General features: G+C 69.4%; 16 protein-coding genes. 5 read left to right on the plus strand and 11 right to left on the minus strand.

Features of this window, described 5'->3' with window-relative positions; all coding sequences use genetic code 11:
- The 7 genes from AB0K60_RS17160 to tkt all read right to left on the minus strand — a co-directional run.
- Nucleotides 1–3,506: pentapeptide repeat-containing protein (locus tag AB0K60_RS17160; RefSeq protein WP_364055049.1), on the minus strand; the 3,506-nt coding region annotated here is incomplete at its 3' end.
- 514 nt (nt 3,507–4,020) lie between these two features.
- Nucleotides 4,021–4,794 (minus strand): 6-phosphogluconolactonase, encoded by a 774-nt coding sequence (gene pgl, locus AB0K60_RS17165; RefSeq protein ID WP_364055052.1) that lies wholly within the window; start codon nt 4,792–4,794, stop codon nt 4,021–4,023.
- Nucleotides 4,791–5,687: a glucose-6-phosphate dehydrogenase assembly protein OpcA gene (gene opcA / locus AB0K60_RS17170; protein WP_364055830.1), complete on the minus strand. Its 897-nt coding sequence runs from the start codon at nt 5,685–5,687 to the stop codon at nt 4,791–4,793. Before opcA ends, pgl begins: the two co-directional genes overlap by 4 nt.
- A 115-nt stretch (nt 5,688–5,802) precedes the next feature.
- Nucleotides 5,803–7,566, minus strand: a complete 1,764-nt coding sequence (zwf, locus tag AB0K60_RS17175) for a glucose-6-phosphate dehydrogenase (protein WP_364055055.1) — start codon at nt 7,564–7,566, stop codon at nt 5,803–5,805.
- Nucleotides 7,566–9,203: a glucose-6-phosphate isomerase gene (locus AB0K60_RS17180; RefSeq protein WP_364055058.1), complete on the minus strand. Its 1,638-nt coding sequence runs from the start codon at nt 9,201–9,203 to the stop codon at nt 7,566–7,568. Before AB0K60_RS17180 ends, zwf begins: the two co-directional genes overlap by 1 nt.
- 87 nt (nt 9,204–9,290) lie before the next feature.
- Entirely contained in the window at nt 9,291–10,394 is a 1,104-nt protein-coding gene (tal, locus tag AB0K60_RS17185; RefSeq protein WP_364055061.1) for a transaldolase, read from the minus strand.
- 9 nt (nt 10,395–10,403) lie between these two features.
- Nucleotides 10,404–12,437, minus strand: coding sequence for a transketolase (tkt, locus tag AB0K60_RS17190; RefSeq protein WP_364055833.1), 2,034 nt, complete (start codon nt 12,435–12,437; stop codon nt 10,404–10,406).
- A 650-nt stretch (nt 12,438–13,087) separates the two neighbouring features.
- On the opposite strand from tkt, the gene AB0K60_RS17195 reads away from it, so the two are divergent.
- The gene (locus AB0K60_RS17195; RefSeq protein WP_364055836.1) at nt 13,088–13,990 is read left to right on the plus strand and encodes a heme o synthase; all 903 of its coding nucleotides are present in this window, start codon (nt 13,088–13,090) and stop codon (nt 13,988–13,990) included.
- 493 nt (nt 13,991–14,483) lie between these two features.
- Here the strand turns inward: AB0K60_RS17195 and AB0K60_RS17200 are convergent, their stop codons facing one another.
- A complete protein-coding gene (locus AB0K60_RS17200; RefSeq protein WP_364055064.1) occupies nt 14,484–15,539 on the minus strand; it encodes an NADP-dependent oxidoreductase in 1,056 nt (351 codons plus the stop codon).
- Between the two features lie 11 nt (nt 15,540–15,550).
- Between AB0K60_RS17200 and AB0K60_RS17205 the strand changes: the two genes are divergently transcribed.
- A complete protein-coding gene (locus tag AB0K60_RS17205; RefSeq protein WP_364055067.1) occupies nt 15,551–15,994 on the plus strand; it encodes a pyridoxamine 5'-phosphate oxidase family protein in 444 nt (147 codons plus the stop codon).
- Nucleotides 15,995–16,251: 257 nt separating this feature from the next.
- Here the strand turns inward: AB0K60_RS17205 and AB0K60_RS17210 are convergent, their stop codons facing one another.
- Both AB0K60_RS17210 and AB0K60_RS17215 read right to left on the minus strand, forming a co-directional pair.
- Nucleotides 16,252–17,862: a hypothetical protein gene (locus tag AB0K60_RS17210; RefSeq protein ID WP_364055070.1), complete on the minus strand. Its 1,611-nt coding sequence runs from the start codon at nt 17,860–17,862 to the stop codon at nt 16,252–16,254.
- A gap of 1,266 nt (nt 17,863–19,128) precedes the next feature.
- Complete coding sequence (locus tag AB0K60_RS17215) at nt 19,129–20,757, minus strand: hypothetical protein (RefSeq protein WP_364055073.1); 1,629 nt, start codon at nt 20,755–20,757, stop codon at nt 19,129–19,131.
- A gap of 303 nt (nt 20,758–21,060) precedes the next feature.
- Between AB0K60_RS17215 and AB0K60_RS17220 the strand changes: the two genes are divergently transcribed.
- From AB0K60_RS17220 to AB0K60_RS17230, 3 genes are all read left to right on the plus strand, one after another.
- Nucleotides 21,061–21,489, plus strand: a complete 429-nt coding sequence (locus tag AB0K60_RS17220) for an ATP-binding protein (RefSeq protein ID WP_364055076.1) — start codon at nt 21,061–21,063, stop codon at nt 21,487–21,489.
- Between the two features lie 328 nt (nt 21,490–21,817).
- Nucleotides 21,818–22,654 carry an SAM-dependent methyltransferase gene (locus AB0K60_RS17225; protein WP_364055079.1) on the plus strand — a complete coding sequence of 279 codons (837 nt, stop codon included), beginning with the start codon at nt 21,818–21,820 and terminating at the stop codon, nt 22,652–22,654.
- Between the two features lie 561 nt (nt 22,655–23,215).
- Entirely contained in the window at nt 23,216–24,460 is a 1,245-nt protein-coding gene (locus AB0K60_RS17230; RefSeq protein ID WP_364055839.1) for a PrsW family intramembrane metalloprotease, read from the plus strand.
- 21 nt (nt 24,461–24,481) lie between these two features.
- On the opposite strand, the gene AB0K60_RS17235 is transcribed toward AB0K60_RS17230, so the two are convergent.
- Nucleotides 24,482–25,753 carry a heparan-alpha-glucosaminide N-acetyltransferase domain-containing protein gene (locus tag AB0K60_RS17235; protein ID WP_364055082.1) on the minus strand — a complete coding sequence of 424 codons (1,272 nt, stop codon included), beginning with the start codon at nt 25,751–25,753 and terminating at the stop codon, nt 24,482–24,484.
- Between the last annotated feature and the right edge of the window lie 28 nt (nt 25,754–25,781).

Genomic DNA, 25,781 nt, shown 5'->3' on the forward strand with positions numbered 1-25,781 from the left:
GGGCTGTAGGCGAGGGCGTTGATGGCGCTGGTGTGGCCTTCGAGGGTGCGCAGGTGGGTGCCGGTGGCGGGGTCCCATATCCGTATGGTGCGGTCGCTGCCTGCGGTGGCCAGGTGGGTGCCGTCGGGGCTGTAGGCGAGGGCGTTGATGGCGCTGGTGTGGCCTTCGAGGGTGCGCAGGTGGGTGCCGGTGGCGGGGTCCCATATCCGTATGGTGCGGTCGTCGCTTGCGGTGGCCAGGTGGGTGCCGTCGGGGCTATAGGCCATGGCGACGGAAACCGTGTGCCTCGATGAAGCGAGGTGCAGGAAGGGAAGTCCGTGGTCTGGGAGGGCGGCCCCGAACGTGTTCTCCAGACCAAGATCAGGGCCAATGACCGCGTTGATCAGAGAAGTACGCCGCCATATCGCTCCGGCTGCCTTAGCAGCATTGAGGTCGGCACCGATGAGAGTGGCAGTGGAGAAGTCCGCCTCCTGCAGTTTGGCGCCAACCAGCTTGAGCCCTTTTCCCGAGCAACCTTGCAGGCGCGCGGCGCGCAAGTCGCTCTTCGAGAGATCAGCCCCGTCGAGGCACGCTTCGCGGAGATCCGCTTCACGGAGATCGGCACTACGGAGATCGGCGTTCGAAAGATCCATGCCCCGGAGGTTCACCTTGGCGAGCTGGGGCGGCCGCTCGTCATGTGGCCGTCGCAGGGATAGTCCCATGTGGCGCAGCGCGAGCAGGGCATTCTTCTTGGCTATCGCGGTCGTCGATCCCGCTTCGGCCTGCAACGTGCGTCTGGCCCACTGCTCGAAGGCGTGCTTGCCCGCGAGCGTGACGAGAAATTCGATCATCAGGTCGGAGATCACCCGCGACCTGAATTCCTTGGGGTCGAGGTCACCGTGCCGGAGGCGTTCGGCGGCATGATTGGTGACCAGCCATTCGAGCACGGAGCGGTGCACGAACTTGAAGCGCTCGTTCTCCACCCGAACCAGCAGCGTCCCTGAGCCGATCATGTGCGCCGCCTGGTCGGCGGTGATCTGACGTTCGGCGAGGTCGTGCAATGCCTGTGTTGCGAAGTTATCGAGTTCTGCTATCCCGAGGGTCTCCTCGCCGGTTTCCCACAGCATGAGCGCCAGTGTGGTGATGGCCTTCCACCGCTCCGCCTCAGTCAGGGCGGGAGCCGCACCCTCCGGGTGCGCCCGCTCGTACTCGAAGCCCAGCCATCGGTCGAGCAGTTCCCGGTACAGTACGGCGGCGCTGATCTCGCCGTTGCGGTCACGGATGTCGCACAGCCGTTTCTCATCGAGCCGCGCGATGAATCCGAGCATGCGGGGGTTGCCGGAGAGCCCCAGCAGATCGCGTACGTCCCTGAGCAGGTCGAGCCTGGCCCGTGCCCGGTCAACGTCGCCATCGAAGAGCTTGGTGAGGAAGTCGAGGATCTGGGCCTCGTCGAACGCCTCGATCTTCACCAGCCTGCGACCCGACATGTCACGCAGTTGGGACGCCAACGCCGTCTCCACCTCGTGCTCGGAAAGGAAATGCTGCGTCCGACTGGTGAGCACCACCTTGGCCCGACCGCCTGCCGCGCTGACCAAATTGGTTAGATGCCGGGCGGCCTGCGCGTAGGTGACCCGCAACGCGAGCTCATCGAACCCGTCGAAGAGCAGCAGCACCCTGCCCTCGTGGATGAGGTTGCGCAACATCCGCAGGTCGATCTTCTCCTCGCCGGCCTCGGCCAGGTGCGCCGCGAGGATCTCCTCGAACCCGTGCGCCTTCTCCAGCGCGCGCAGTTGGATCAGGACAGGAATGACCGGAGGACGTTGTTCCTCGTGGATGCGTCTCGCCAGTTCGCGCAGCAGGAACGTCTTGCCGTGGCCGAAGTCGCCGAGTACGACGACGAACCGGCCGTCATAGTCGGCCACCCACTCCTGGACGCGGGTCAGCAGATCGTGCCCGGTCGCGTCGCCGACGGGCCTGAGGTGGCGAGAAATCAGGCGGAACCGCTGTGGAACATACAGCTCCGATGGATAAATATCGCTCTTTGCCAGCTTCTCAACCTGCCGCTGGGCATACGGGCGCAGATCGTACAGGCCCTGGAACTCCATCAGCGATCGCAGGGCGACTCCTCGCAGCTGAGCCTGCACCCTGAGATGCTCCGGAGCCGGGTCGCCTCCATAAATCAGGAACGAAGTGAGTCCCGGATCGCCCGCGCGATAAAGATCATGCACCCCACGGGCGAACTCCTCCAAGGCGTCCGCCGTCATCGGGCCCTCACACGCGCCTACGGGATACTGCGATACCACCGGACCGTTCCGGGTGATCCGCAGGTAGCGCTGCGGCCGATCGACGCCGACGACGACCTCCTGCACGCACTCCGCGCCGTAGCGGATCTCGCAAACTTTGCGCACCTTGGCCAGAAGGTCGTCCGAACGCTGCGTGCGCGGGTCGCGCAGATACGCGGACTTGCGCAGCGAGTCCTCGTGCCGTTCCTCGTCCTGCTCGGTGCCGAACGTGCCGTGCACGTCGTCCAGCGGTCGCCGGATCTCACGGGTCCAGTCGTTGCGGCCACGTCCCACGCTGGTGTCGCCCTCCCAACGGAAACGGTCGGGGTTGTAGCGCCGCGCGTACACGGTGACGCCGTCGGCCTTGACGCGGATGAGTTGGTACTGGTTCGGCACGTCCTCGGGCCTGGCGTCCTGCCGCACCCCGGCGCTGCCCGCGCACAGCACGGGGACGCCCTCGGGGCCGAACGAGCAGAGCTTCCCCGCGTGGGTGTGGCCGTGCAGGATCAGATTGAGATGCGGGGCGAGCAACTCGGCCAGCATGTCGTGGTCCCGCTGGAAGGCGCTGTCATCCCGACTCTGGATCACCGGATTGTGGTGGAGCGTGCCGATGCGCAGCCAGCCGTCGGCCGCGCGGGCGCGCAGGCGTTCGGCGAACCAGCGCAACTGCTCCTCGCCGCAGTAGCCGTAATGGGTGTCGGGAAGGTGGGTTTCGGCCATGGTCGAGTTGAGCCCGGCGATGACCGTTTTCAGCTCGGGGATCTCGTAGAGAGTCCAGGGCTGGTCTTTGGGAAACATCACGCCCGGTACGCCGGCGTAGAACTCGGCGAACATCGCCGCATAATGGTCCCATTTGGGCCAGTATGGCGGGACAGGCTCTGTTTCGTCCCCTTCGCAGTCGAGAAAGTACGCCCGGCATTTCTGCCAGTTGATGTCGTGATTTCCGGGCACCATCGCCACCCGGTCCCGGCTCAGGCCCAACCCCTGGGCCAGACCCGTCAGGAAGTCCCGTACCAGAGCGAACTCCGACCGGGCGCCCGTCTCGGCGAGGTCGCCTGACGCGACGATCAGATCCGGCCGCAGGCCATGCTTGTCCTCCAGCCAGCGAATGTCGTCGAGAAGCCGAGTGTGCAACTGTGAGAGGTGGCGATCGGCGGCGGTCAACCCCTCCGCGCCGAAGCGGTGTTTGGCACCGAACTGTGTGTCCGACACGTGCAGGATCGTGATCGACGACTTGCCGGACACTGCCCCTCCTCAGCTCCGACCCTGCGGGGCCCTCCCCTGCGGCCCGCATGTCCATATGAATGCGAATAGCGCGAAGCGACAGACATCTTATGTCCGGCGAACGCTCGGTGGACGGGCCTTCGAGGTAAGTAATCAATCCGCCGATAAATCCGGACGAATTGGGATGTTTTCCTGCTGGGACGCGATAAGCACCGCAGTTTGGACGAGGGCCTCCTGCCGACGACCCCGGCGAACCCGTCCGCACCGGCGCCCCACCGAACGACCCCACCCCTCGAAGATCTTCACACCATGCACGCAGACTCTCGGTGCCGACTCCGCGCCGGGGCGACGCGTAGCGAGATGCGCGCGTTCTCCGAGTTCCTGGAGGAGCGATTCCCCATCCTCCTCGACGAGTGGACACCCTGCGCCAGGCCGGACACGACCGCCCACCGTCCCGCGGGGCCGACAACGCTGCGGACAACCAAAAAGAAGGCCGCGGGCTCAGACACCCGCGGCCTTCCGATCGGCTCGACGATCAGGGGGAGGCCGGGCGCACCAGACCCGGAGGAATCTTGGCCGCGGCGGCGCGGTCGAGGAGGAACAGCGTCTCCTGGCGGCCCCGGGCGCCCGCCGCCGGAACCTGGATCGGACCCGCGTCCGACAGGGCGAGCCGTACGGCTCCCGCCTTCTCGGTGCCCGCCGCGACCACCCACACCTGACGGGCCGCGTGAATCGTGGGCATCGTCAGCGAAAGCCGCGTCGGCGGCGGTTTCGGCGCTCCGTGCACGGCGACGACCGGCCGCTCGTCGTACAGGGCGGGCATGCCGGGGAACAGGGACGCCACGTGCGCGTCCGGCCCCATGCCGAGCAGCAGCAGGTCGAACGACGGCACCGGCCCGTGATCCTCGGGCCGGGACGCCTTGCGCAGCTCGTCGGCGTACGCCTGGGCGGCCTCCTCCGGCGTGAGCCCCGAGTCGCTCGACGGCATGGCGTGAACCCGGGCGGGGTCGAGGTCGATCCGGTCGAGCAGCGCCTCGCGGGCCCCGGTCTCATTGCGCTCCGGATCCCCGGACGGAAGGTACCGCTCGTCCCCCCACCACACGTCCAGATTGCGCCAGTCCACCGCCGCGTGCGCCGGCGTCTCGGCCACCGCCGCGAGCGTGGCGATGCCGACCGTGCCCCCGGTGAGCACGATCGACGCCGACCCCTTCGCCGACTGGGCGTCGACCAGCCGGGTGATCAGCCGGGCGGCGACCGCCTTGGCCAGGACCTCGGCGTCCCGGTGGACGACGACCGTCGGCGCGCTCACCCGGACTCCCTGGCCAGCCATTTGATCGCCGAGGCGTACACGTCGTCGGGGTCGAGCCGCCGCAGCTCCTCGGCGAGCAGCTCGGACGTGGGCCGCCGGGCCAGCGCGACGTGACGCTCCGGCTGGCCGGGCCGCTGCAGCGACGCCAGGCGGGCGTCGCCGCGCGTGACGGCGATCTCCCCGCCGGGGACCGACAGCCGCACCGCGGTGAGGCCCGGCCCGGACGACTCGGTCACCTTGATCGGCGCGCCGAGGCGCTCGGCGAGCCAGGCAGCGAGCAGGCTCGCGCTGGGGTTGCCCGTCGCGCCCTCGACCAGGCCCTCGGTGACCTCCCCGACCGGCTGGTCGAACGCGGCGGCGAGCAGGCTGCGCCACGGGGTGAGACGCGTCCACGCCATGTCGGTGTCGCCGGGGACGTACCCGTTCGCCCGGGAACGGATCGTGCGCACCGGGTCGGGGCAGTACCGGGCGTCGGTGATGCGCCGCTGGGCGAGCGCGCCGATCGGATCCTTCGACGGGTATTCGGGGGAGTCGGCCGGCCACCACGCCACCACCGGCGTGTCGGGCAGCAGCAGCGGGCTGACCACCGACTCGGCGTGCTCGGTGAGCTCGCCGTACAGGCGCAGCAGCACGACCTCGCCGGGCGTGGACTCGCCCATGCGGATCTCGGCGTCGAGGCGGGTTCCCTCGTCCACGTCGCGGGCGATCACCACCAGGATCCGGGAGGGGTGCTCCCGCGCCGCCTCGGTGGCCGCGCGGACCGCGTCGTACTGGCGGCTCTCGTCGGTCACCACGACCAGCGTCAGCACCATGCCGATCGCGGGCGCGCCCATCTGGTGCCGCAGCATCGTCAGATGCGAGTCGATCTTCGACGCGGTGGTCGCGGAGAGCATGAAGCTCGTCACAGCCCCTCCCCTGTCCGCCGCGCCGCCCGGCCCCCGCGCGGGGACCCGGTACGGCACGGCGGGTGGATCTGGTCGTGTCGGATACCGGTGCGGAACGTCGCGGTCACAGGCGTCTCCAGGCGCGGCCGTCCCGTGCCATCAGCGCGTCGGCGGACGGCGGGCCCCAGGTGCCGGCCTTGTAATCCTCCGGCGGGCCCTGCTTGGCCCAGAACTCCTCGATCGGGTCGAGGATCTTCCAGGACAGCTCGACCTCCTGCTGGTGCGGGAACAGCGGCGGGTCGCCGATGAGCACGTCCAGCAGCAGCCGCTCGTACGCCTCCGGCGACGACTCGATGAACGACTCGCCGTAGGCGAAGTCCATCGTGACGTCGCGGACCTCCATCGCCGTGCCCGGCACCTTCGAGCCGAACCGCACCGTGATGCCCTCGTCCGGCTGCACCCGGATCACCAGCGCGTTCTGGCCGAGGATCTCGGTGTCGGTGGCGCTGAACGGCAGGTGCGGGGCCCGCTGGAACACCAGCGCCACCTCGGTGACGCGGCGGCCCAGCCGCTTGCCGGTGCGCAGGTAGAACGGCACCCCGGCCCAGCGGCGGTTGGCGACCTCCAGCTTGATCGCCGCGTACGTCTCGGTGGTGGAGTCCGGCGGGATGCCCTCCTCGTCCAGGTAGCCGCCGACGGGCTCGCCGCCCTGCCAGCCGGCCGCGTACCGGCCGCGGGCGGTGCCGAGCGCCAGGTCCTGCGGCAGCCGTACGGCCCGCAAGACCTTCTCCTTCTCCCGGCGCAGCGAGGCGGCGTCGAAGAACACCGGATCCTCCATGGCGATCAGCGCCAGGAGTTGCAGCAGGTGGTTCTGGATGACGTCGCGGGCCGCGCCGATGCCGTCGTAGTAGCCGGCCCGGCCGCCGATGCCGATGTCCTCGGCCATCGTGATCTGCACGTGGTCGATGAACCCGCGGTTCCACAGCGGCTCGAACAGGTTGTTGGCGAACCGCAGCGCCATGATGTTCTGGACCGTCTCCTTGCCCAGATAGTGGTCGATGCGGAACACCGACGACGGCGGGAACACCGCGTCCGTGATCGCGTTCAGCTCCTGCGCCGACTTCAGGTCGTGGCCGAACGGCTTCTCGATCACGACCCGGCGCCACGACGACGGGTTGGCGGAGTGCGCCAGGCCGGTCCGCTTGAGCTGCTGGATGACCTTGGGGAAGAACTTCGGCGGCACCGACAGGTAGAAGGCGTAGTTGCCGCCCGTGCCCCGGGTCTCGTCGATCTCCTTCAGCGCCATCGCCAGCGCGTCGAACGCGCCGTCGTCGGCGAACTCGCCCTGCACGAAGTGGATGCCCTCGCGAAGCTGGTTCCAGACCTCCTCGCGGAAGGGGGTGCGGGCGTGCTCCTTCACCGCGTCGTGCGTCACCTTGGCGAAGTCCTGGTGCGACCAGTCGCGGCGGGCGAACCCGACCAGGGAGAAACCGGGCGGCAGCAGGCCCCGGTTGCCCAGGTCGTAGATCGCCGGCAGCAGCTTGCGCTTGGCCAGGTCGCCGGTGACGCCGAACAGCACGAGCACGCACGGCCCGGCCACCAGCGGCAGGCGCTTGTCCCGTGGATCCCGCAGCGGATTCGCGGCCGCCACCTCCTGACTCGTCGACACCCCGGCGACCGCCGAGGCCACCGTCCACGACTCCTCGGCGGGCACCACACCGTGCCCCCCGCGTCCCTTGTGCTCGTGTTCGGCCTCATGTTCGGTCCCGTGTTCGGGCTGGCCCGACTCGTCCGGCCGCCACTCGGGACCGGCGGCGTCCTCCTGCCTCCCGGCCCCCTCCTGCGGGTCGGGAGGCACCTCGCCCTCGCGGGGCGGTTGATCGTTCATCACAGCTCCTGTGCGACGGCGAGCAGGTGGGCGATGCCCGCCGCCCGGTCGGTCAGGTGAAGACGTACGGCGGGCCGCCCCCGCCCGGTCAGCGCCCGGATGTCGCCGAGCGCCTGGGCGAGCTGCAGCCGCCCCAGCGTGTACGGCTTGCCGGGAACCGCGATGTCGTCCGTCACGGCCCCGGTCACCTGGAGGAACACCCCGTTCTGCGGCCCACCCTTGTGATACTGCCCGGTCGAGTGCAGGAAACGCGGCCCCCACCCGAACGTGATCGGCCGGTCGGTGCGCACCGCCAGCAGCGCCCGCAGCGTCGCCGGGTCGTTGGCCTGCCACGCCTCGGTCAGCTCGTCCAGCGAGGCGTCCTCGCCGGTCGGCGTGTCGAACGCCGACCATCGGTCCAGGTACGCCATCACCGCGAGATACCCGTCGCCGGGGATGGCGTCCAGCAGCGCGGTCAGCACGCCGGCCAGGTCCTTCGCCTTGCCGCCCGGCACCTCGCCGTACACCTCGACGGGCCCGTCCACGAGCACCGGCGCACCCGTCGGCAGCGGCCCCTCGTCCCCGGCCTCGGCGAGGATCCGGGAGGTGTTCTCCTTGGACTCGGCCACGTTCGGCTGGTCGAAGGGGTTGATGCCGAGCACCCGCCCGGCGATCGCCGTCGCGTACTCCCACACCAGGAACTGCGCGCCGAGCGGCCCCTCGACCCGCGTCGTGCCCTCCGGGCCGATGTTGACGACGAACTCGTCGGGCGCCCCGTTCGGGTCCGCGTTCACCACCGGCAGTATGCCCTTGCCCAGCTTGCCGGTGGACTCGGCGATGAGCTGCTCGATCCAGTCGGGCAGGCCGTTGATGTCGGAGAGGCTGTCCTCGAGCAGCAGCTTGTCCCGCCCGGCGAGGGCCTGCGCGCCGAGGGCCGCGCCGAGCTCCAGGCCCGGGTTGCCCTCGTTCGCCGCCAGCAGCGGCAGCACCTCGGCGGCGTCGTCGAGCAGCTTCTCCACGTCCGCGCCCGCCAGCGCGGACGGCACCAGGCCGAACGCGCTCAGCGCGCTGTAGCGCCCGCCGACGTTCGGGTCGGCGAGCACCACCGGGTAGCCGGCCTCGCGGGCGACGGCCTCCAGCGGCGAGCCGGGGTCGGTGACGACGACGATGCGCTCGGCCGGGTCGATGCCGGCGTCGCGGAACGCCCGCTCGTAGACGCGGCGGTGGCTGTCGGTCTCGATCGTGCCGCCGCTCTTGCTCGCCACCACCACGACCGTGCGGTCGATGCGGTCGGCGACCGCGCGCCGTACCTGGTCGGGGTCGGTGGTGTCCAGGACGGTCAGCGGGACGTCGGCGGTCGCGCAGATGACCTCGGGAGCGAGGGACGAACCGCCCATCCCGGCCAGCACGACGTGGTCGAGGCCGCGCTCGCGGACGGTGGCGACCAGCTCGCGGATCTGCGGGAGAAGCTCCCGGCTGGTGGTGGGCAGGGTCAGCCAGCCCAGGCGGATCCCCGCCTCCTGCTCGGCGTCGGGGCCCCACAGGTCGGCCCGGCCGGCCGTCAGTGCCGCCGGCACCCCCTCGGCGGCCAGCTTCGCGGCCGTCTCTGCGGCGAGCGCGGCGACCGCGTCGTCGCCGAACGTTACCGACGTGTTCATTTTTCCCCTCTGATGCGCGGGTTTCGCGTTCTTATGGAGGTTCCCGGTGGTTCTCGGTGGTTCTCGGGTGAGTGCCGTGCGTCCGGGTCAGGCCTTCTTCAGCTCGGCGGCCACGGTCTCGAGCAGGTCGTTCCAGGAGGCCTCGAACTTCTCCACGCCCTCCTCCTCCAGCACCCGGACCACGTCGTCGTAGTCGACGCCGACCTGCTTGAGCCCGGCCATGACCCCCCAGGCGCCCTCGTACCCGTCCCGCACCGTGTCGCCGGTGATCCTGGACCCGGCGGCGACGGCGTCGATCGTCTTCTCCGGCATCGTGTTGACCGTGCCGCGGGCCACCAGCTCGTCGACGTACAGGGTGGGGGAGTAGTCGGGGTTCTTCACGCCCGTGGAGGCCCATAGCGGGCGCTGCGGCCGGGCGCCGTCGGCCCGCAGCGACTCCCAGCGCGGCGTGTTGACCACGTCCTCGAACGCGGCGTGCGCCAGGCGGGCGTTGGCGACGGCGGCCTTGCCGCGCAGCGCGAGCGCCTCCGGCGTGCCGATCTTCTCCAGCCGCTTGTCGATCTCGGTGTCCACCCGGCTGACGAAGAACGACGCCACCGACTCGATCGTGCTCAGGTCCAGGCCCCTGCGGCGGGCCGCCTCCAGGCCGTCCAGCCAGGCGTCCATGACCGCGCGGTACCGGTCGAGGGAGAAGATCAGCGTGACGTTGACGCTGATGCCCTCCGACAGCGCCTGCGTGATCGCGGGCAGGCCCTCGACCGTCGCCGGAATCTTGATCATCAGGTTGGGCCGGTCCACCAGCCACCACAGCGCGCGGGCCTCGGCGATCGTCCGCTCGGTGTCGCGGGCCAGGCGCGGGTCCACCTCGATCGACACCCGGCCGTCCTTGCCGCCGCTGTCGATGTAGACCTGCTTGAGCACGTCGCACGCCCACCGGATGTCATAGGTGGTGATCGCCCGCACGGCCTCGCCCACGTCCACGCCGCGCACCGCCAGGTCGTGCAGCTGCTCCTGGTACGCGTCGCCCTTGCTCAGCGCCGCCGCGAAGATCGTCGGATTGGAGGTGACGCCCACGACCTCCTTGTCGCGGATGAGCTCTTCCAGGTTGCCGCTGCGCAGGCGCTCCCGGCTGATGTCGTCCAGCCAGATCGACACGCCCTGGGCGGAGAGGGCCTTCAAGTTCTCGCTCATGGTCGTTCCTCAGTTCCCGGTTGTCTCGCCCCTGTCGGCCCCCGTCTTGGCCAGGCTGGCCTTCGCCGCCGCCACGACCCGCTCGGGGGTGAAACCGAACTGCCTGAAGAGGGTCTTGTACGGCGCCGACGCACCGAAGTGCTCCAGGCTGACCACTTGGCCCTCTTCCCCTACGAACTCCCGCCAACCCAGGCTGATTCCCGCCTCCACGGCGACGCGGGCGCGGACCGCCGGCGGCAGCACCGTCTGCCGGTAGGCGGGGTCCTGGGCGCGGAACCACTCCACGCACGGCATCGACACCACCCGGGTCGGGAAGCCCTCCGACTCGAGGATCCCGCGGGCCTCGACGGCGAGCTCGACCTCGCTGCCGGTGGCGATGAGGATCACCCGCGGCTGGCCGGTGGAGGCGTCCTGGAGGATGTAGCCGCCCTTGGCGACCTTCGTCGCGTCGGCGGTCTCCGCGTACACCGGCAGGTTCTGCCGGGTGAGGGCGAGCGCGGCCGGGCGGTCGGTGTGCTCCAGCACGGTCCGCCAGGCGGCGGCGGTCTCGTTCGCGTCGGCCGGGCGCACCACGTCCAGGCCGGGGATGGCGCGCAGCGCCCACAGGTGCTCGACCGGCTGGTGGGTCGGGCCGTCCTCGCCCAGGCCGATCGAGTCGTGCGTCCACACGTAGACGACCGGCAGCCTCATCAGCGCGGCGAGCCGTACGGCCGGGCGCATGTAGTCGCTGAACACCAGGAACGTGCCGCCGTAGGGCCGGGTGCCGCCGTGCAGCGCGATGCCGTTGAGGATCGCCCCCATGCCGTGCTCGCGGATGCCGAAGTGCAGCGTGCGCCCGTACGGCCCGCCGGGGAACTCCTTGGTCTGGAACTCCTCCGGGATGAACGACGGCTCGCCCTTCATCGTCGTGTTGTTGCTCTCGGCCAGGTCGGCCGAGCCGCCCCACAGCTCCGGCAGTACCGGCGCGAGCGCGTTCAGCACCTCCCCGGACGCCTTGCGGGTCGCGATGCTCGTGCCGGGCTCGAACGTCGGCAGCGCCTCGGCCCACCCGGCGGGCAGCGTGCGCGAGGAGATCCGGTCGAACTCGGCGGCGCGCTCGGGGTTGGCGGCGCGCCAGCTCTCGTACGACTTGGTCCACTCCGCGTGCGCCCGGCGGCCCCGCTCCGCGACCCCGCGGGCGTGATCAAGCACATCGGCAGGTACGTCGAAGCCGATGTCGGGGTTCATGCCCAGCACGCGCTTGGTGGCCGCCACCTCGTCCGCGCCGAGCGCCGAGCCGTGGATCTTGCCGGTGTTCTGCTTGTTCGGCGCCGGCCAGCCGATGATGGTGCGCAGCCTGATCAGCGTGGGCCGCTCGGTCTCGGCCCGCCCGGCCTCCAGCGCCGCGTGCAGCGCGGCCACGTCCTCGTGGTAGCCGCCGCCATCGGTCCAGTCGACGCTCAGCACGTGCCAGCCGTACGCCTCGTAGCGCTTGGCGACGTCCTCCGACTTGGCGATCGTGGTGTCGTCCTCGATGGAGATGCGGTTGTCGTCGTAGATGACGACGAGGTTGCCGAGCTTCTGGTGCCCGGCGAGGGCGCTGACCTCGTGGCTGATGCCCTCCTCGATGTCGCCGTCGGAGACGAAGCACCAGATCATGTGGTCTAACGGGCTCGTGCCCGGCGCCGCGTCCGGGTCGAACAGGCCACGCTCGCGGCGGGCCGCCATCGCCATGCCCACCGCGTTGCCGATGCCCTGGCCCAGCGGCCCGGTGGTGGTCTCCACGCCCAGCGTGTGGCCGTACTCGGGGTGGCCCGGAGTGCGGCTGTCCCACTGGCGCAGCGCCTTGAGATCGTCGAGCGTCAGGCCGTACCCCGACAGATAAAGCTGGATGTACAGCGTCAGGCTCGAATGGCCACAGGAAAGCACGAATCGGTCACGACCCGGCCACGTTGGGTCGGTCGGGTCATGCCGCATCGTACGTTGGAACAACAGGTACGCTGCGGGCGCGAGGCTCATCGCGGTGCCGGGATGGCCCGAACCCGCCTTCTCCACCGCGTCCATCGCCAAGGCACGTACAACGTCGACGGCTCGGCGATCGAGGTCGCCCCACTCCAGGGTCGGCACGAGTTCGCTGCTCAACTGCTCGATCTCCAGATCTGGTCGTTGGTATTGCGCCGGGTGTGCGTTCCCGCCCATACGCGACCCTAGTGGTTTCGCGCGCACACCGAGGCGTTGACACCGGTTAGTCATCTTTAGGTTTGCCCCTATCCGCCACCTGCCCACGGTCGCGACGGCGACACGGGCCACACGAGGAGCCATCACCCGACTGCACATCCGTACGCGATCGCTCAGGCGCGCGGGCACCGCTCGCCGGTACGCCCTGCACGACGGCCGCACCCGATCGGGCGGAAACCCGATCGGGCGGAGGAGGAAGGGGGGCGCGGCCACCCTCCCACACCGTCGTGAATCCATCATGAGCAGGCATGAACTGGGAATACACGGCCCGGATCGGGTATTCCCCCGGGTCAGGTGCGGACCCGGCCACCCACACGACTACAGTGAGTTCCCGGGCTTGAGCCATAGCCCCACACGCACAAATCCGCTCCAAATCACGAGGTTGACGCGTTGACCCCGCACCCACTGGACGCGCCTTGACGGTCCTGACTAACAAGCACTCGGTGGCCGGCCTGGAGCCGCTCGACCCGATCCCGATGGTCGCCGGTTCGCGGCGCTCCCTGGCCGAGGTGGTGGGGGCGTACGTCGCGCTGACCAAGCCGCGGATCATCGAACTGCTGCTCATCACGACCCTGCCGGTGATGTTCCTGGCCGCCGACGGGTTCCCGCCGCTGTGGACGGCCCTGGCCACGATGGTGTTCGGCACCATGTCGGCCGGCAGCGCCAACGTCCTCAACTGCTATATCGACCGCGACATCGACGCGCGCATGCGCCGCACGCGCCGCCGCCCCCTCGCCCGCCACCAGGTCTCCCCGCGTGGCGCCCTGATCTTCGGCTTCGTGCTGGGCGTGCTGTCGACCGTCGGCCTGGGCCTGTCGGTCAACTGGCTCGCCGGCGGCCTGTCGCTGGCGGCGATCCTCTACTACGTGCTGGTCTACTCGATCCTGCTCAAGCGGCGCACCACGCAGAACGTCGTCTGGGGCGGCATCGCCGGCTGCATGCCCGTCATGATCGGCTGGGCCGGCATCACCGGCCGCCTCGACTGGGCCCCCCTGGTCCTGTTCGGCGTCGTCTTCTTCTGGACCCCGCCGCACACCTGGACCCTCGCCATGCGCTACCGCGAGGACTACGCCGCCGCCAAGGTCCCCATGCTCCCCGTCGTCGCCGGAGAACGCCGCGTCGCCATGGAGAGCCTCCTGTACACCTGGGCGACCGTCCTGTGCTCCCTGCTGCTGTGGCCCCTGGCGGGCATGACCCCCTTCTACGCCGCCACCGCGGCCCTGCTCGGCGGCGCCATCCTCTGGGAGGCCCACCGCCTGCTCAACCGGGTCAACGCCGGCGTGACCGGGGTGGCCCTGCGCCCAATGCGCTTCTTCCACCTGTCCAACGTCTACCTGGCCCTCCTCTTCCTCGTGGTCGCCATCGACTCCCTCCTGTGACCACCTGACCCGCGAATCCGGGCGTACCGGCGTGAACGATTCACTCGCGTCGCGTACGCCCGGAACCGTCTCGTCCCCCAAGCCGCCGTTCCCCGCGCCGCTCGCCGACCCCGTCGCACCGCCCGGTCTCGGCCGTACGCCGGAGATGGCGGGCGATACAAGGTCACAAAGGATCACCCCTGCGCCGTCGCGCCCGGCCGCCAGCCCCACCCCGGCGGATGGTCCACCTTCAGCCTGTCCTCGCCCTGGCCGGTACGGCGACCTCCTCTTCACCCGGTCGGTCCTTCCTGACGCCGGGACGGCGCTTGGGCGTACGGTGCCCCGGCTTCACGGGGTCGGTCTTTCTTCGGCGCCGGGACGGCGCTTGGGCGTAGGGTGCAGCCCGGCTTCACCGAACCGGTCCTTCCTGGCGCCGGGACGGCGCTTGGGCGTACGGTGCAGCCCGGCGCCATATGGACGGCGCCCGGCCCGGTGAACGTTCTCGGTCACCGCACTAATCGCCCTCCACGACCCGGATGATCGTCTTGCCGGCTGTGCGCCGACCGGGCGCGAACGCGGAGGGCGCCTCGGCGAGCGTCCGCACGGCCCCGACGATCGGGCGAAGCCGCCCGTCCTTGACCCGTCGTACCAGATCCGCGAGCCGCGCGCGATCGGGCTCGACGACGAAGAAGATCGCCTTCCCGTCAGGTGGCCGGACCGCGGGCGGCGCAACGATGGTGACGAGCGTGCCGCCGGGCCGCACCAGCGCGGCCGAGCGATCCAGGACGTCCCCGCCGATCCCGTCGAACACCACATCGACCTGACCGGCATCCTCCAGCGCATCGGCCTGCAGATCCAGGAAGACATGCGCGCCGAGCCCGAGCGCCGTCTCCCTGTCGCCCGCCCTCCCGGTGCCGATCACCCGGGCTCCCGCCTCCCGCGCGAGCTGCACCGCGATGGACCCGACGCCGCCCGCGCTGCCGTGGATCAGGACGGTCTGCCCGGCAACCAGACGACCGTGATCGAACAACCCCTGCCACGCGGTCAGCCCGGCGATCGGCAGCGCGGCGGCCACGGCGTGGTCGACGTCGGCGGGCAGCGGCGCCAGGTTACGGGCCTCCACCGCCACGTACTCGGCCAGCGAACCGTTGCGGGCCCAATCGGTCAGCCCGAACACCCGCTGGCCGACGGTCAGCCCCGTCGTTCCGTACCCCAGCTCGGCGACCACACCCGACACCTCATGCCCGAGCACACTGGGCGTGCGGTCGCGTCCGGCGCGATCGGTCCACGTCCCCGGCCAGTCGAGCTCGGTGCGGATGAACCCCGCGGCATGCACCCGGACGACCACGTCGTTCTCGGCGGCGCGCGGGTACGGCTCATCCGTCAAACAGAGCCCGGCCAGACCCGCGGCGCGGTCCCGAACGGTGATGGCTCGCATGACGGTCCTCACTCGCGGCGGAGACATCGAACAGGACGAATGTAAACGCGCGCCCCTCCCCGGACCTGCGCCGACACGACGCGGCGTACCAATCGCCCTCGAAAAAGCGCTCACCGTGACCGCGACGGCCATACGCTCGACCCGTGGTAGACCTTGCGAACTTCGCCCGGCTCATCCCCGAAGACCACGGCCTCTGCGTCGTCTCGACCCTCCGCCCCGACGGAACCATCCGCTCGTCGGTCGTCAACGCCGGCGTCCTGCCCCACCCCCTCACCGACCGGCCCGTGATCGGGCTCGTCGCCAGGGGCACGGCCCGCAAACTCGCGGACCTGCGTGAGCGCCCATACGCGAACATCGTGGTGCGCGCCGGCTGGCAGTGGGCGGGAGCCGACGGCCGAGTGGACCTGATCGGCCCGGACGACCCGGCCCCGGACATCGACGCCGAGGGCCTACGTCTCCTGCTCCGCGACATCTTCACCGCCGCGGGCGGCACCCACGACGACTGGGACACCTACGACCGCGTCATGGCCGAGGAACGCCGCACCGCCGTACTCCTCACCCCGGAACGCGTCTTCGGCAACCGTTGACACCCGCCACGTCCCGGCGCGAGCAGACCGTCGGCTGTGGAACTCTTCGCAACGCCGCTCCGGATGCTCTTCGGCGTCGCCGGAGACCGCCGTGTGCTCGTCAAGCGACCAATCACGTGATTCGAGCTCTGACTTGTGGCGATGGTCGTGGCCCGCAGGTGATTTCGTGAACGACTGGCCGCGTTGTCACCTGCGGGGCCACTTCGGCTTGAGCGCATACGAGTGGACGTGGCAGGTGCTCGGTACGAATTGGCTGGTCAGCCGAGAGAGCGGATGCGGTCGTCAAGGTCAGATACGGCGTGGGTGTTGTTCCAGGGGTTGAGTTTCTCCCGGTCCTCAACGATGGAGCGGGCCAGACGGGGCGAGGTATTACGCCGCGCCAGGGCGGCGGCTTCGCTGATGTGCTCGCAGGCTTGCTCGATGTTGCGGAGTTGCATGTGAGCTCGGGCGGCGTACAGGTGCGTGTAGGCGACGTCGCGAATGAGAGCGGGATCGAGGGTGGCCAACGAGGTCGTCGCCAGGTGCAGTGCCGGTGTGGGAGTGCCCATATCGAGGAGGCATCGGGCCTGCGCGCCCATGTAGGTCGCCTCGCTGTAGAAATAGACGCGGGACGATCCATCACCGGGGTCCGCCCTGCTCAGCTCGCGTTTTGAGCGCTCGAGGGCGCGCATGCAGTCAAGGCGGTCCTTGCGGCTGGCGGATCGGCCGGACCGGCGGGCGATGGCGGCGTGGGCGCGGGCTTCCACGCCATAGGCGTAAGCGCTCAGCAGGGGGTCGTTTGTCCGGCTGCTCCATCTCTGCGCGCCGAGGGCGTGCTCAAGAGCTAAACGGGGGTCGCCGTGCCAGGTCGTCAGGTGGCTCCAGGCGGCAAGGACGAGGCTGCAGGTCGCGTCGTCGGCGGCAAGGTGCGCCATCTTGTGGGCTTGGGCGTAGTAGTGGTGGGCGCTGTTGAAGTCGTTGAGGTTGAACAGCATCCAGGCGATGCTTCGCCCGGCGTTGGCAAGCAAGGACAGCAATTTAGGGCGAACCTGGTCGCTTGCCCCGCCTGCGAGGACAGTTTGGAGCAGCCGGTGCTGCGCGATCATGGTTTCCAGGACGGGTTGGGGGCCGAGAGCGTCCTCCTGACGCATCACGTGTCGTAGGACCGTCTCCATGTGGTCGACGGTGGCGTCGTCCACCCGAACGGGGTCGGCGACGGCCGACGCGACCCGGTCCAGGTCCTCGGGACTGAGGAGGTCGAATGCCGGTGAGGCATAGGCGGCTGTCGCAGCGGCCCCCAGCACGGTCAAGGCGTCTCGTCGTTTCACTTGGGCAGCCCAACGGACTAGGGAGTGGATGAGCCGGTCGTACTCCTGGTCGCGTGGCTCCTGGGTGCGGGCCGGGGAAGAGAAGGGTTCTGGGTGCCATCGCGACAAGATGTTCAGGACATCCTCGACAGCAAGGCTAGGCAGGACTTCGGTTGCGGGAACGTCGCCAGACGGCGCGATTCTCGTGTCGGGAGGGTGAGGGGTGTCGGGGTCGGCGGGGGTGTGGTCCTCGGCGTCGATCAGGTCGGTGGTGCGGCATTGGTAGATGCGGGCCAGGCGGTTGAGGGCGGCCAGGGGTGGTTCGTGGCCGGTGGGGCCGGGCCAGGCCTCCCACCAGCCGAGTTTGCGGACGCTGAGGGGGTCGTCGGGCCACAGGGCGTCCCAGCGGAGGGTGACGGCGGCCTGGGTGAGGCGGTGGGCCTCGCGGAAGGCCTGGCGGGGGTTGAGGCGGTAGCGGCGCCGGTATTCGGCGGCGACCTGGGTCCAGGTCCAGCCGGCCTCGCGCAACTCGGCGGTGAGGCGGTCCATTTCCTGTTTGAGGCTGCGAGGCTTGCGGGGCATCGCCTGCTCCCTTCCCTGCCGCTGGTGGCGCTGCCCGGTCACTCCGACGGTATCGAAAGTGATCGCTCGATTACGTGGCGTTCCCGAAAATCGGAGGCGTGATCGCCGCCCGAAGCCGGTTATCACGTGATGACCGGCGAGGGCGTCAAGCCCCTGGTCGACATCACCATCGACACCGACGGCAGCAGCGGCGACGCCACCGACAAGCCGACCGCCACCGCCACCCAAACGCGTCCACAACCTCACCATCGACGCTATTCACACCTACCATGTGGTCCGCGTATTATGCCGTACTCGAGTTGTGGATAGGTGAAACAGGTGAAATATGTGATCGCTTCATCGGCTGAGCGGACACTGCGCCCATGGATCCAGGGCCTGGATGATCTCCCTAACGCAGATTTCCGTGTGGGACATATCCCCCAAGTTGGGGAAGGATGCGACGCCGAGGTCGTAGCCTTCATGTTCGCACACGACCGGTACGGAGGAACCCCACAGATTGGGAAATCCCAGGCGCTCGTCAACCACCTACGGATGGATCTCCGAGAATCATCTTGGCGACCCCACCGCTTGCGTTGGAGGACCTCAAATCAGAAAACGAATCTTCCGGGTATGGCGATGATTCCATAGAGGAGCATGTGTTCCGGACTGTAAGGGCATGCCTCGATGAGGCTGAGCGTTTGAATCGCATGGATCCCTCGAAGCCCCCTATCCGATGCATTCTCCTTCATATCGTCGGGCTGGGGTTTGATCGTCTCAAACCCGAGCCTGCGCTGAAGGGATTTCGTAGAGCGATTCTTGCGGACTCCAACTAGCCGACGGCTGTTTGATGGATATTCGTGTGGACGGGTGGGGCTTGTCAAATTAATTTGGGTCACATTTCGGGGGTCGGGTCAGTTTGAATGGGTCCAGGAGGTTCAGGGGATACTCGGTGGCAGCTATCTACCAGGGCTGGCGGAGTCTCGAATACTGAGCCGGTGCGACTGTTCGGTCGCGATCCGTTCCCGGACGAAGAGGGCGGTCATGCCGTCGACTGCGGCCGAGCGTGCACCCTTGTTTCCCGCAACCCTCACCCCGGCCATCAGCAGAGAATCTGCAACCCTCGCCGCTCCCACTCGGCACCGGGATGACCCGCGCCCACCGCGCCGATTCACGGTGCCTCCAAGGGCGCTGCTGAAGGAGGGACGCTCGAGACTCCCCGCAGCGTGCCTTTCGCTGCGGCCGCAGGTACGTGCGCGAAGCTGAGCGGACGCCGATGGCGGACGCCCATCAACGCGAGTTGGTCAAACCGATGGTGTGGAGTTGTTCGTCAAGGCGGGCGACGGCGCGCGTCCTGTTCCAGGGGCTCAGCTTCTCGCGGATCTCGGTGATGGTGTGCGTGAGGCGGGGGTAGGCGTTGCGGTGGGTGGTCGCCGCTCTGGCGAGTTCTTCACAGGCTTCTTCGATATCGCGCAGGTGCAGGTGTGCTCTGGCAATCCACAGGTGGGTGAAGGCGATCGTGTGGGTGACCGCCGGATCGATTCTGGTCAACGCGGTGCGGGCGGCGTCCAAGGCTTGCGTGGGCCTGTAGTTCATCGTGATGAGACAACTCGCGTTGGTGGATATGCGGTTGGCGTCGCAGTAGTTGTAGACGAGCCCGGTAGCGGGGTCGCCGGTGTCGATCCTGGTGAGGGCGTTGTGGGCCTGGTCGAGGGCGCGTAGGCAGCGGGTTCGGTCGCCGCGGCTTTCTGCTGCGGCGCTGCGGCTGACGATGCCGGCGTAGGCGCGAGCCTCGACGTCGTGGGCGTAGGCGGCCAGGAGCTGACTTCCTGCCTGGTGCGCCCATCGTGTGGCTGCGAGGGCGTGGTCGAGACCTTGACGGGGGTTGCCTCGCCAGGTGGCCAGTTGGCTCCAGTTCGCCAGGACGAGGGCGGCCACGGCGTCGTCGCCCGCTTCGTGGGCTGAGGTGCGGGCGTGGGCGAAGTAGTGCTCGGCCGCGTTGAAATCGCCGAGGTTGAACAGCATCCATCCCGTGCACCTGCTGAGGTTGGCCAGCAGGGACAACAGCCTGACCCGGTTGTGCTCCTCCACCCCGGCCGTGAGCAGGTGATGGACGAGGTGGCGCTGGGCGAGGACGGTCTCCAGGGCCGCGTGAGGGCCCAGCGCGTATTCCTGGCGCATGCTGTGATGCAGGATCGCCTCGATGTGCGTGATGGTCGCGCCATCGATCCGGGCGGGGTCGGTTACGGCCGACCCGAGGCGCTCCAATTCGTCAGAATTCAGCCGTTCGAACGTCGGCGAGGCGTAGGCCGAGGTGGCGGCGGCTCCTAGCAGGGCAAGTGCGTCACGCCGTTTCATTCGTTCCGCCCATCGAGTCAAGGCGTGGACGAGATCGCTGAACTCTCGTCGGAGCAGCCCTCCCGGTGACACCGTCGCCGCCGGGGAACGTGGCGGCAGGCTCGGAAGGACGTCCTCAACGCTCTCGAAGGTTAGGTTAGCGGCGCGGTCGGGCTGTGCGGCGTGGCCTACGGGCCTGACGTTGCTGTCGGGAGGGTGAGGGGTGTTGGGGTCGGCGGGGGTGTGGTCCTCGGCGTCGATCAGGTCGGTGGTGCGGCATTGGTAGATGCGGGCCAGGCGGTTGAGGGCGGCCAGGGGTGGTTCGTGGCCGGTGGGGCCGGGCCAGGCCTCCCACCAGCCGAGTTTGCGGACGCTGAGGGGGTCGTCGGGCCACAGGGCGTCCCAGCGGAGGGTGACGGCGGCCTGGGTGAGGCGGTGGGCCTCGCGGAAGGCCTGGCGGGGGTTGAGGCGGTAGCGGCGCCGGTATTCGGCGGCGACCTGGGTCCAGGTCCAGCCGGCCTCGCGCAACTCGGCGGTGAGGCGGTCCATTTCCTGTTTGAGGCTGCGAGGCTTGCGGGGCATCGCCTGCTCCCTTCCCTGCCGCTCGGGACGATGACCGGTGACCCCGAAGGTATCGAAAGTAGCCGGTTGATTACGCACCGTGTGTGGAAATCGGAGGTGTGATCGCCGTATTCGGTGTCGCGGCGCAGATGAAGGGGTTGTCGTGGCGGGCGGGGCGGGCAACTGTGAGGCCGCGTCGCGTGTTCTGGACGTGGGTGCGGCGGTGAAGGTGGTGGTCACGCTTTGCTGTCGATCGGTCGCCGAGTGTGTGGCGCGCGGTCGGGCGAAGGTTTCCCCTGCTTTCACACTGGAGTTGCGATAGCGATGAACGGCGTCTCCCCGTTTCCCCGTCAGGCCCGCTGGGATCTGCCCGCCGACCCTTCGATCACCGCGAAGTGCCGTGCCCTGGTGCGGGACACGCTCGACGCCTGGGGGTTGAGTGATCTCGCCGATGACGTCGTGCTCGTCGTGGGCGAGCTGCTCGCCAACGCGGTCCTGTACGGCGCCGCCCCCATCGAGGTGGCGCTGAGCGCCTACCCGGGCATGCTCGTCGGCACGGTCGCCGACCACGGTACGGAGCTGCCGTACATGCGGGAGGTTGAGCCCGGGGACGAGCACGGCAGAGGGCTGGCGATCGTCGACGGGCTCGTTCACAAGTGGGGGGTGCGGCTGCTGCCGGACGGCCGGGGGAAATGTGTCTGGTTTGTGTGCCTGATCCCCTCCGAATGGCGAGACCTCGCGGTGAAGGGGTAGACGACCCGGCTCACCCGCTCGTGAGCCCGGGTGAGCCGCGGCGGGGCACGGTGCCCGCAACCGACCGTGGCCCCCACCAGTGGTGCGGCCCGGTCGGGAAGCGACGTACAAGCCGGTCGTCTCCAGTGATGCGGGCGGCGGTGGGGCGCCGACTCAGGTGCCCCAGATGTGTGCGGGACGAAACCTATCACCCGATTTGCGCCGCTCATCGGACGCTGATCTGGGAGAACGATGTCGGGCGTGTGGAAGGGTCTTTATTTGCCTATGCGGACATTTTCTGGTCGCTAGGATCATGGCCGAGGGTGTTGTGTGCTTGGAGGCGTAGGCGATGGAAGACGCGAAGAGTCCGCTGCCGTGGTCGGACGCACCGGACGCCGACGGGTTGGCCAAGATCGACACGTCGGTCCCGCATCCGGCCCGGGTGTACGACTACTGGCTGGGCGGCAAGGACAACTTCGAGGCCGACCGGAAGGTGGCCGAGGCGGCGATCGCCGCGACGCCCGGCGTGGTGGAGGGGGCGCGGGAGAACCGGGCCTTTCTTGGGCGGGCGGTCCGGTACATCGCCGAGCAGGGCGTCGATCAGTTCCTCGACATCGGCACCGGCATCCCGACGGCGGGCAACACGCATGAGGTGGCGCAGGCGGTCAACCCGGCCGCGCGCATCGTGTACGTGGACAACGATCCGATCGTGATGGCGCACGCCCGCGCGCTGCTGCGCGGCACCCCCGAGGGCAGGACCGCCTACATCGAGGCCGATCTGCGTCAGCCGGAGAGCATCCTCACCCACCCCGGCACGCTGAAGGTCCTGGACTTCTCCCGGCCGATCGGCGTCATCATCGTCGGCACCCTGATGCACATCAGGGACGAGGACGATCCGTGGGGCGCGGTCAAGCAGTTCACCGACGCCACCTGCCCGGGCTCCTACCTGGCGATCACGCATCTCACCGCCGACTTCGAGCCGGAGAAAATGGGCGCGCTGGCCGCCGCCTACAACACCGGCCCGCTGCGAATGACCAACCGCACCCGCGAGCAGGTGGCCCGCTTCTTCACCGGGTTCGAACTCGTCGAACCGGGCATCGTGCCGAACTCGGAGTGGCGCCCGGACGGCCCCGTACGGGAGGGCCTGGTCGCGGGATCCTACGGTTGCGTCGGCAGAAAGCTCTGAGTTCCCGGAGAGTCCGAGCCGTCGGGAGGCCGGGTCGCGCGGCTTCGGCCTGACGCGGGGCGTGCCCGCTCCTGCCGAGGCCGCCCCGGGTGGGCGAACGGGGGCGGCCCGGCCGGACCGCGGCCGCGCCGATGAGCGGCAACGAACTCGTGACCGTCAACGAACTCGGTGCGCTCCGCGACGTGTTCGCCGGCAAGGCTCAGGGGGAGACGCGGTCACGCCTGAGCGAGGGCGTGGCGCTGCCGTGGCCGCGACGCGGTGTTCCGCGCCACTGTTCGGGGCCGGGTTTCTCCAGTTGGCCCCGGAGAAGGTGACATAGCGCCAATGCGTGTTATGTCCCTTTCTGTGGGAAGAGTCAGGACACCCCGGGGGTTGCCCGAGCTGACGGGCCCTCGGCGGATCCGGTGGATGACTTGGAGAAAACCTTGAGAACGCCTGCACTGATGACGGACATGTCGTGTCTGGTCGGTTACGCTCGCGGGCATGAGGAGCCGTGATCCGGGACTGGAACTGAGGGGACGACCTTCCCTGAGGTTGATCATAGGGCTCGTCGTGACGGGGATGTGCGCGTTGCTGGCGCTGTCGTTCGACCTGCTCGACGGCGATCCGGTGCACTTTTTCATCGCACTGGTGCTGGCGCTCGCGCCGGTGCCGCTGCTGCTCGCGGGCGTGCTCGCGCTCGACCGCATGGAACCCGAGCCACGCGGCAATCTGATCTTCGCGTTCGTGTGGGGCGCGGGGGTGGCGGTGCTGATCTCGGGCATCCTCAACCGGCTGAACCTGCTCTACCTCTCGGAACGAATAGAAGACGCGCAGGCGGCCCACGACATCGTGGCCACCTTCGGCGCGCCGCCGGTCGAGGAGACGCTCAAGGGCGTGGTCCTGCTCGGCCTGCTGTGGTTTCGCCGCCACGAACTCGACGGCCCCACCGACGGCATCATCTACGCCGGCATGGTGGGCCTCGGCTTCGGCATGAGCGAGAACGTCAGCTACTACATCGCCGCCCTGTCGGGCGAACGCGGCCCGGAGACCCTGGCCGTCACCGTGGTGCTGCGCGGCGTGCTGACGCCGCTGGCCCACCCGCTGTTCACCTCGATGATCGGCATCGCGGTCGCGTACGCGGCCCAGCGCCCGCGCGGCCAGGGCTGGGCCGCGATCTTCGCCGGCTGGGTGGGCGCCATGCTGCTGCACGGCCTGTGGAACGGCTTCGCCTCCTACCGGGGCTTCAGCGGCCTGGTCGTGGCGTACCTGATCCTGATGGGCCTGTTCTTGACCGAGCTGTACATCCTGGTGCGGGACCGCCGCCGCATCGTCGGGCTGATCCAGCGCTACCTGCCGCAGTACGAGCCGACGGGCCTGGTCAACCAGACCGACATCTTCATGCTGTCCTCCCTGCAGGGACGGCGGCAGGCGCGGCAGTGGGCCAGGGCGCACGGCAAACGGCAGGGGGGCGCCGCGATGAGCGACTACCAGCTCGCCGCCACCGAGCTCGGCCTGCTGCACGAGCGCGCCGGGCGCGGGCTGATCGACCGTGAGACGTTCGACCGCCAGCGGCAGACGCTGCTGTACTACATGGGCGTGACCCGCTCGCGGTTCCCGATCCCGGAACGCCACCACGCGGCGCTCAGCAAAGGGCTTCCGCCGCCCGGGTACGCCCCGGGGGCGCCGCCGAGCGATCCGCCGCAAGGCCCGTACCCTCCCCGGCCACCCGACCTCGGGACGCTACCGGGGCAGGCGCCGACCCAGGAACCCCCGCCTCCAGGCAGAGCAGGGCCAGGGAGCGGTCCGTACGGGCCCTCACGCTGAGGGCCGGGGAGGGACCTGCCTCTATCTCACCACGCGGGCGAGCTTGATCGCTGAGAAATGAAGCAGGAACTCCAGGGGTCCTCGCCGGAACCATCGCCTCCACAGCACGGCGAACGCGGTCGCGCCCGCGATGAAGGCGACCAGGACGGCGAGCGGCGTGCCCAGGTACACCTCCGGGTCCACGTAGTGGATCACCAGGATGTGGGCGACGTACACGGTGAGCGACATCGTGCCCACGGCGATGACGGGCGCGGCGAGCCGGCGCAGGCGGGGCCGCGCCTCCAGGGCGGCGATCGAGGCGACGATCGCGAGGATCACCACGCCCAGATTCCCGATGATCTCGAACGGCGAGTTGCTGTGCGGCGAGGCGACCAGCAGGCGCTCGATCGGCGAGCCCTCGTCGAACACGTCGAAGCTGGAACCGGCGGCGCTCGCCGCGGCGGCGGCCTGGTCCACGGCCTCCTGCACGTGCGTGAACACGTGCGTGGCCAGCCAGGATCCGCCGTACCCGGTCACCGTCAGCGCCACCCCGGCCGCGACCAGGCGGCGCCGGATCCCGGCGGCGGCCAGGTCGAGCCGGGCCAGCGCCATGCCCGCGAACACGTACGCGATCCAGCAGGCCGCCGGGAAGGCCCCGACGAGGACCAGGTCGATGAACCCGCGGCCGCTGAGCGAGTTGATCGGGTCGTAGGAGGCGAAGGTGTCCAGCCAGTCCCCGGGGATCACCATCGGCGCCATCGTCAGCACCGGCCCGGCCAGGGCCGCGACGGCCGCCAGCACGGCCAGGGCGGCGGCGGAGAAGCCGAGCACCGGCAGCGCCATCAGGAAGAACACCCCGTAGTACGGGATGATCACGGAGATGGTGGTGCCCAGCATCGTCAGGCCGGTGCCGAGCAGCAGCAGGATGACCGCGCGGACGCCGATGCGCGTCCGCACCTCCCGCCCGGGCTTGTGCGTCCGGTCCCGCCCGCTCATCAGCACCAGCGACAGACCCGCCAGCGTCGCGAACAGCGCCGCCGACCGGCCCTGCGCCAGCCTCAGTAACAGGCCGGGCAGCCCGCCGACATTGGCCGGGCTCGGGCCCACGTGCACGGCGAACATGCCGAAGATCGCCATGCCGCGGGCCAGGTCGACGCCCAGCAGGCGGCCCGGGCGCTCCCGGACCGGGGCGTCCGGCCCGATTCGACCGGCCGGTTCGCCTGACGGCCGGGCGGACGATTGGGCGGGTCCGTCACCACGTGTCAGGGTGCGACCGCCGTGAACGACGTGACCTGTGGGGTCTGTCTTCCGCATGGAAGCAGTATTCAGCAGTGGCTTGTCG

It is taken from the genome of Thermopolyspora sp. NPDC052614 (assembly GCF_040678635.1).
Lineage (GTDB): Bacteria > Actinomycetota > Actinomycetes > Streptosporangiales > Streptosporangiaceae > Thermopolyspora.

Bases quoted from the DNA above. Each gene is read 5' to 3' on its own strand.
- AB0K60_RS17195 (WP_364055836.1), top strand. From the start codon at position 13,088: ATGGTCGCCGGTTCGCGGCGCTCCCTGGCCGAGGTGGTGGGGGCGTAC.
- AB0K60_RS17220 (WP_364055076.1), top strand. From the start codon at position 21,061: ATGAACGGCGTCTCCCCGTTTCCCCGTCAGGCCCGCTGGGATCTGCCC.
- zwf (WP_364055055.1), bottom strand. From the start codon at position 7,566: ATGAACGATCAACCGCCCCGCGAGGGCGAGGTGCCTCCCGACCCGCAG.
- tkt (WP_364055833.1), bottom strand. From the start codon at position 12,437: ATGGACGCGGTGGAGAAGGCGGGTTCGGGCCATCCCGGCACCGCGATG.
- AB0K60_RS17230 (WP_364055839.1), top strand. From the start codon at position 23,216: ATGTGCGCGTTGCTGGCGCTGTCGTTCGACCTGCTCGACGGCGATCCG.
- AB0K60_RS17215 (WP_364055073.1), bottom strand. From the start codon at position 20,757: ATGCCCCGCAAGCCTCGCAGCCTCAAACAGGAAATGGACCGCCTCACC.
- AB0K60_RS17200 (WP_364055064.1), bottom strand. From the start codon at position 15,539: ATGGCCGTCGCGGTCACGGTGAGCGCTTTTTCGAGGGCGATTGGTACG.
- tal (WP_364055061.1), bottom strand. From the start codon at position 10,394: ATGAGCGAGAACTTGAAGGCCCTCTCCGCCCAGGGCGTGTCGATCTGG.
- AB0K60_RS17210 (WP_364055070.1), bottom strand. From the start codon at position 17,862: ATGCCCCGCAAGCCTCGCAGCCTCAAACAGGAAATGGACCGCCTCACC.
- AB0K60_RS17225 (WP_364055079.1), top strand. From the start codon at position 21,818: ATGGAAGACGCGAAGAGTCCGCTGCCGTGGTCGGACGCACCGGACGCC.
- AB0K60_RS17235 (WP_364055082.1), bottom strand. From the start codon at position 25,753: ATGCGGAAGACAGACCCCACAGGTCACGTCGTTCACGGCGGTCGCACC.
- opcA (WP_364055830.1), bottom strand. From the start codon at position 5,687: ATGCTCTCCGCGACCACCGCGTCGAAGATCGACTCGCATCTGACGATG.
- AB0K60_RS17180 (WP_364055058.1), bottom strand. From the start codon at position 9,203: ATGAACACGTCGGTAACGTTCGGCGACGACGCGGTCGCCGCGCTCGCC.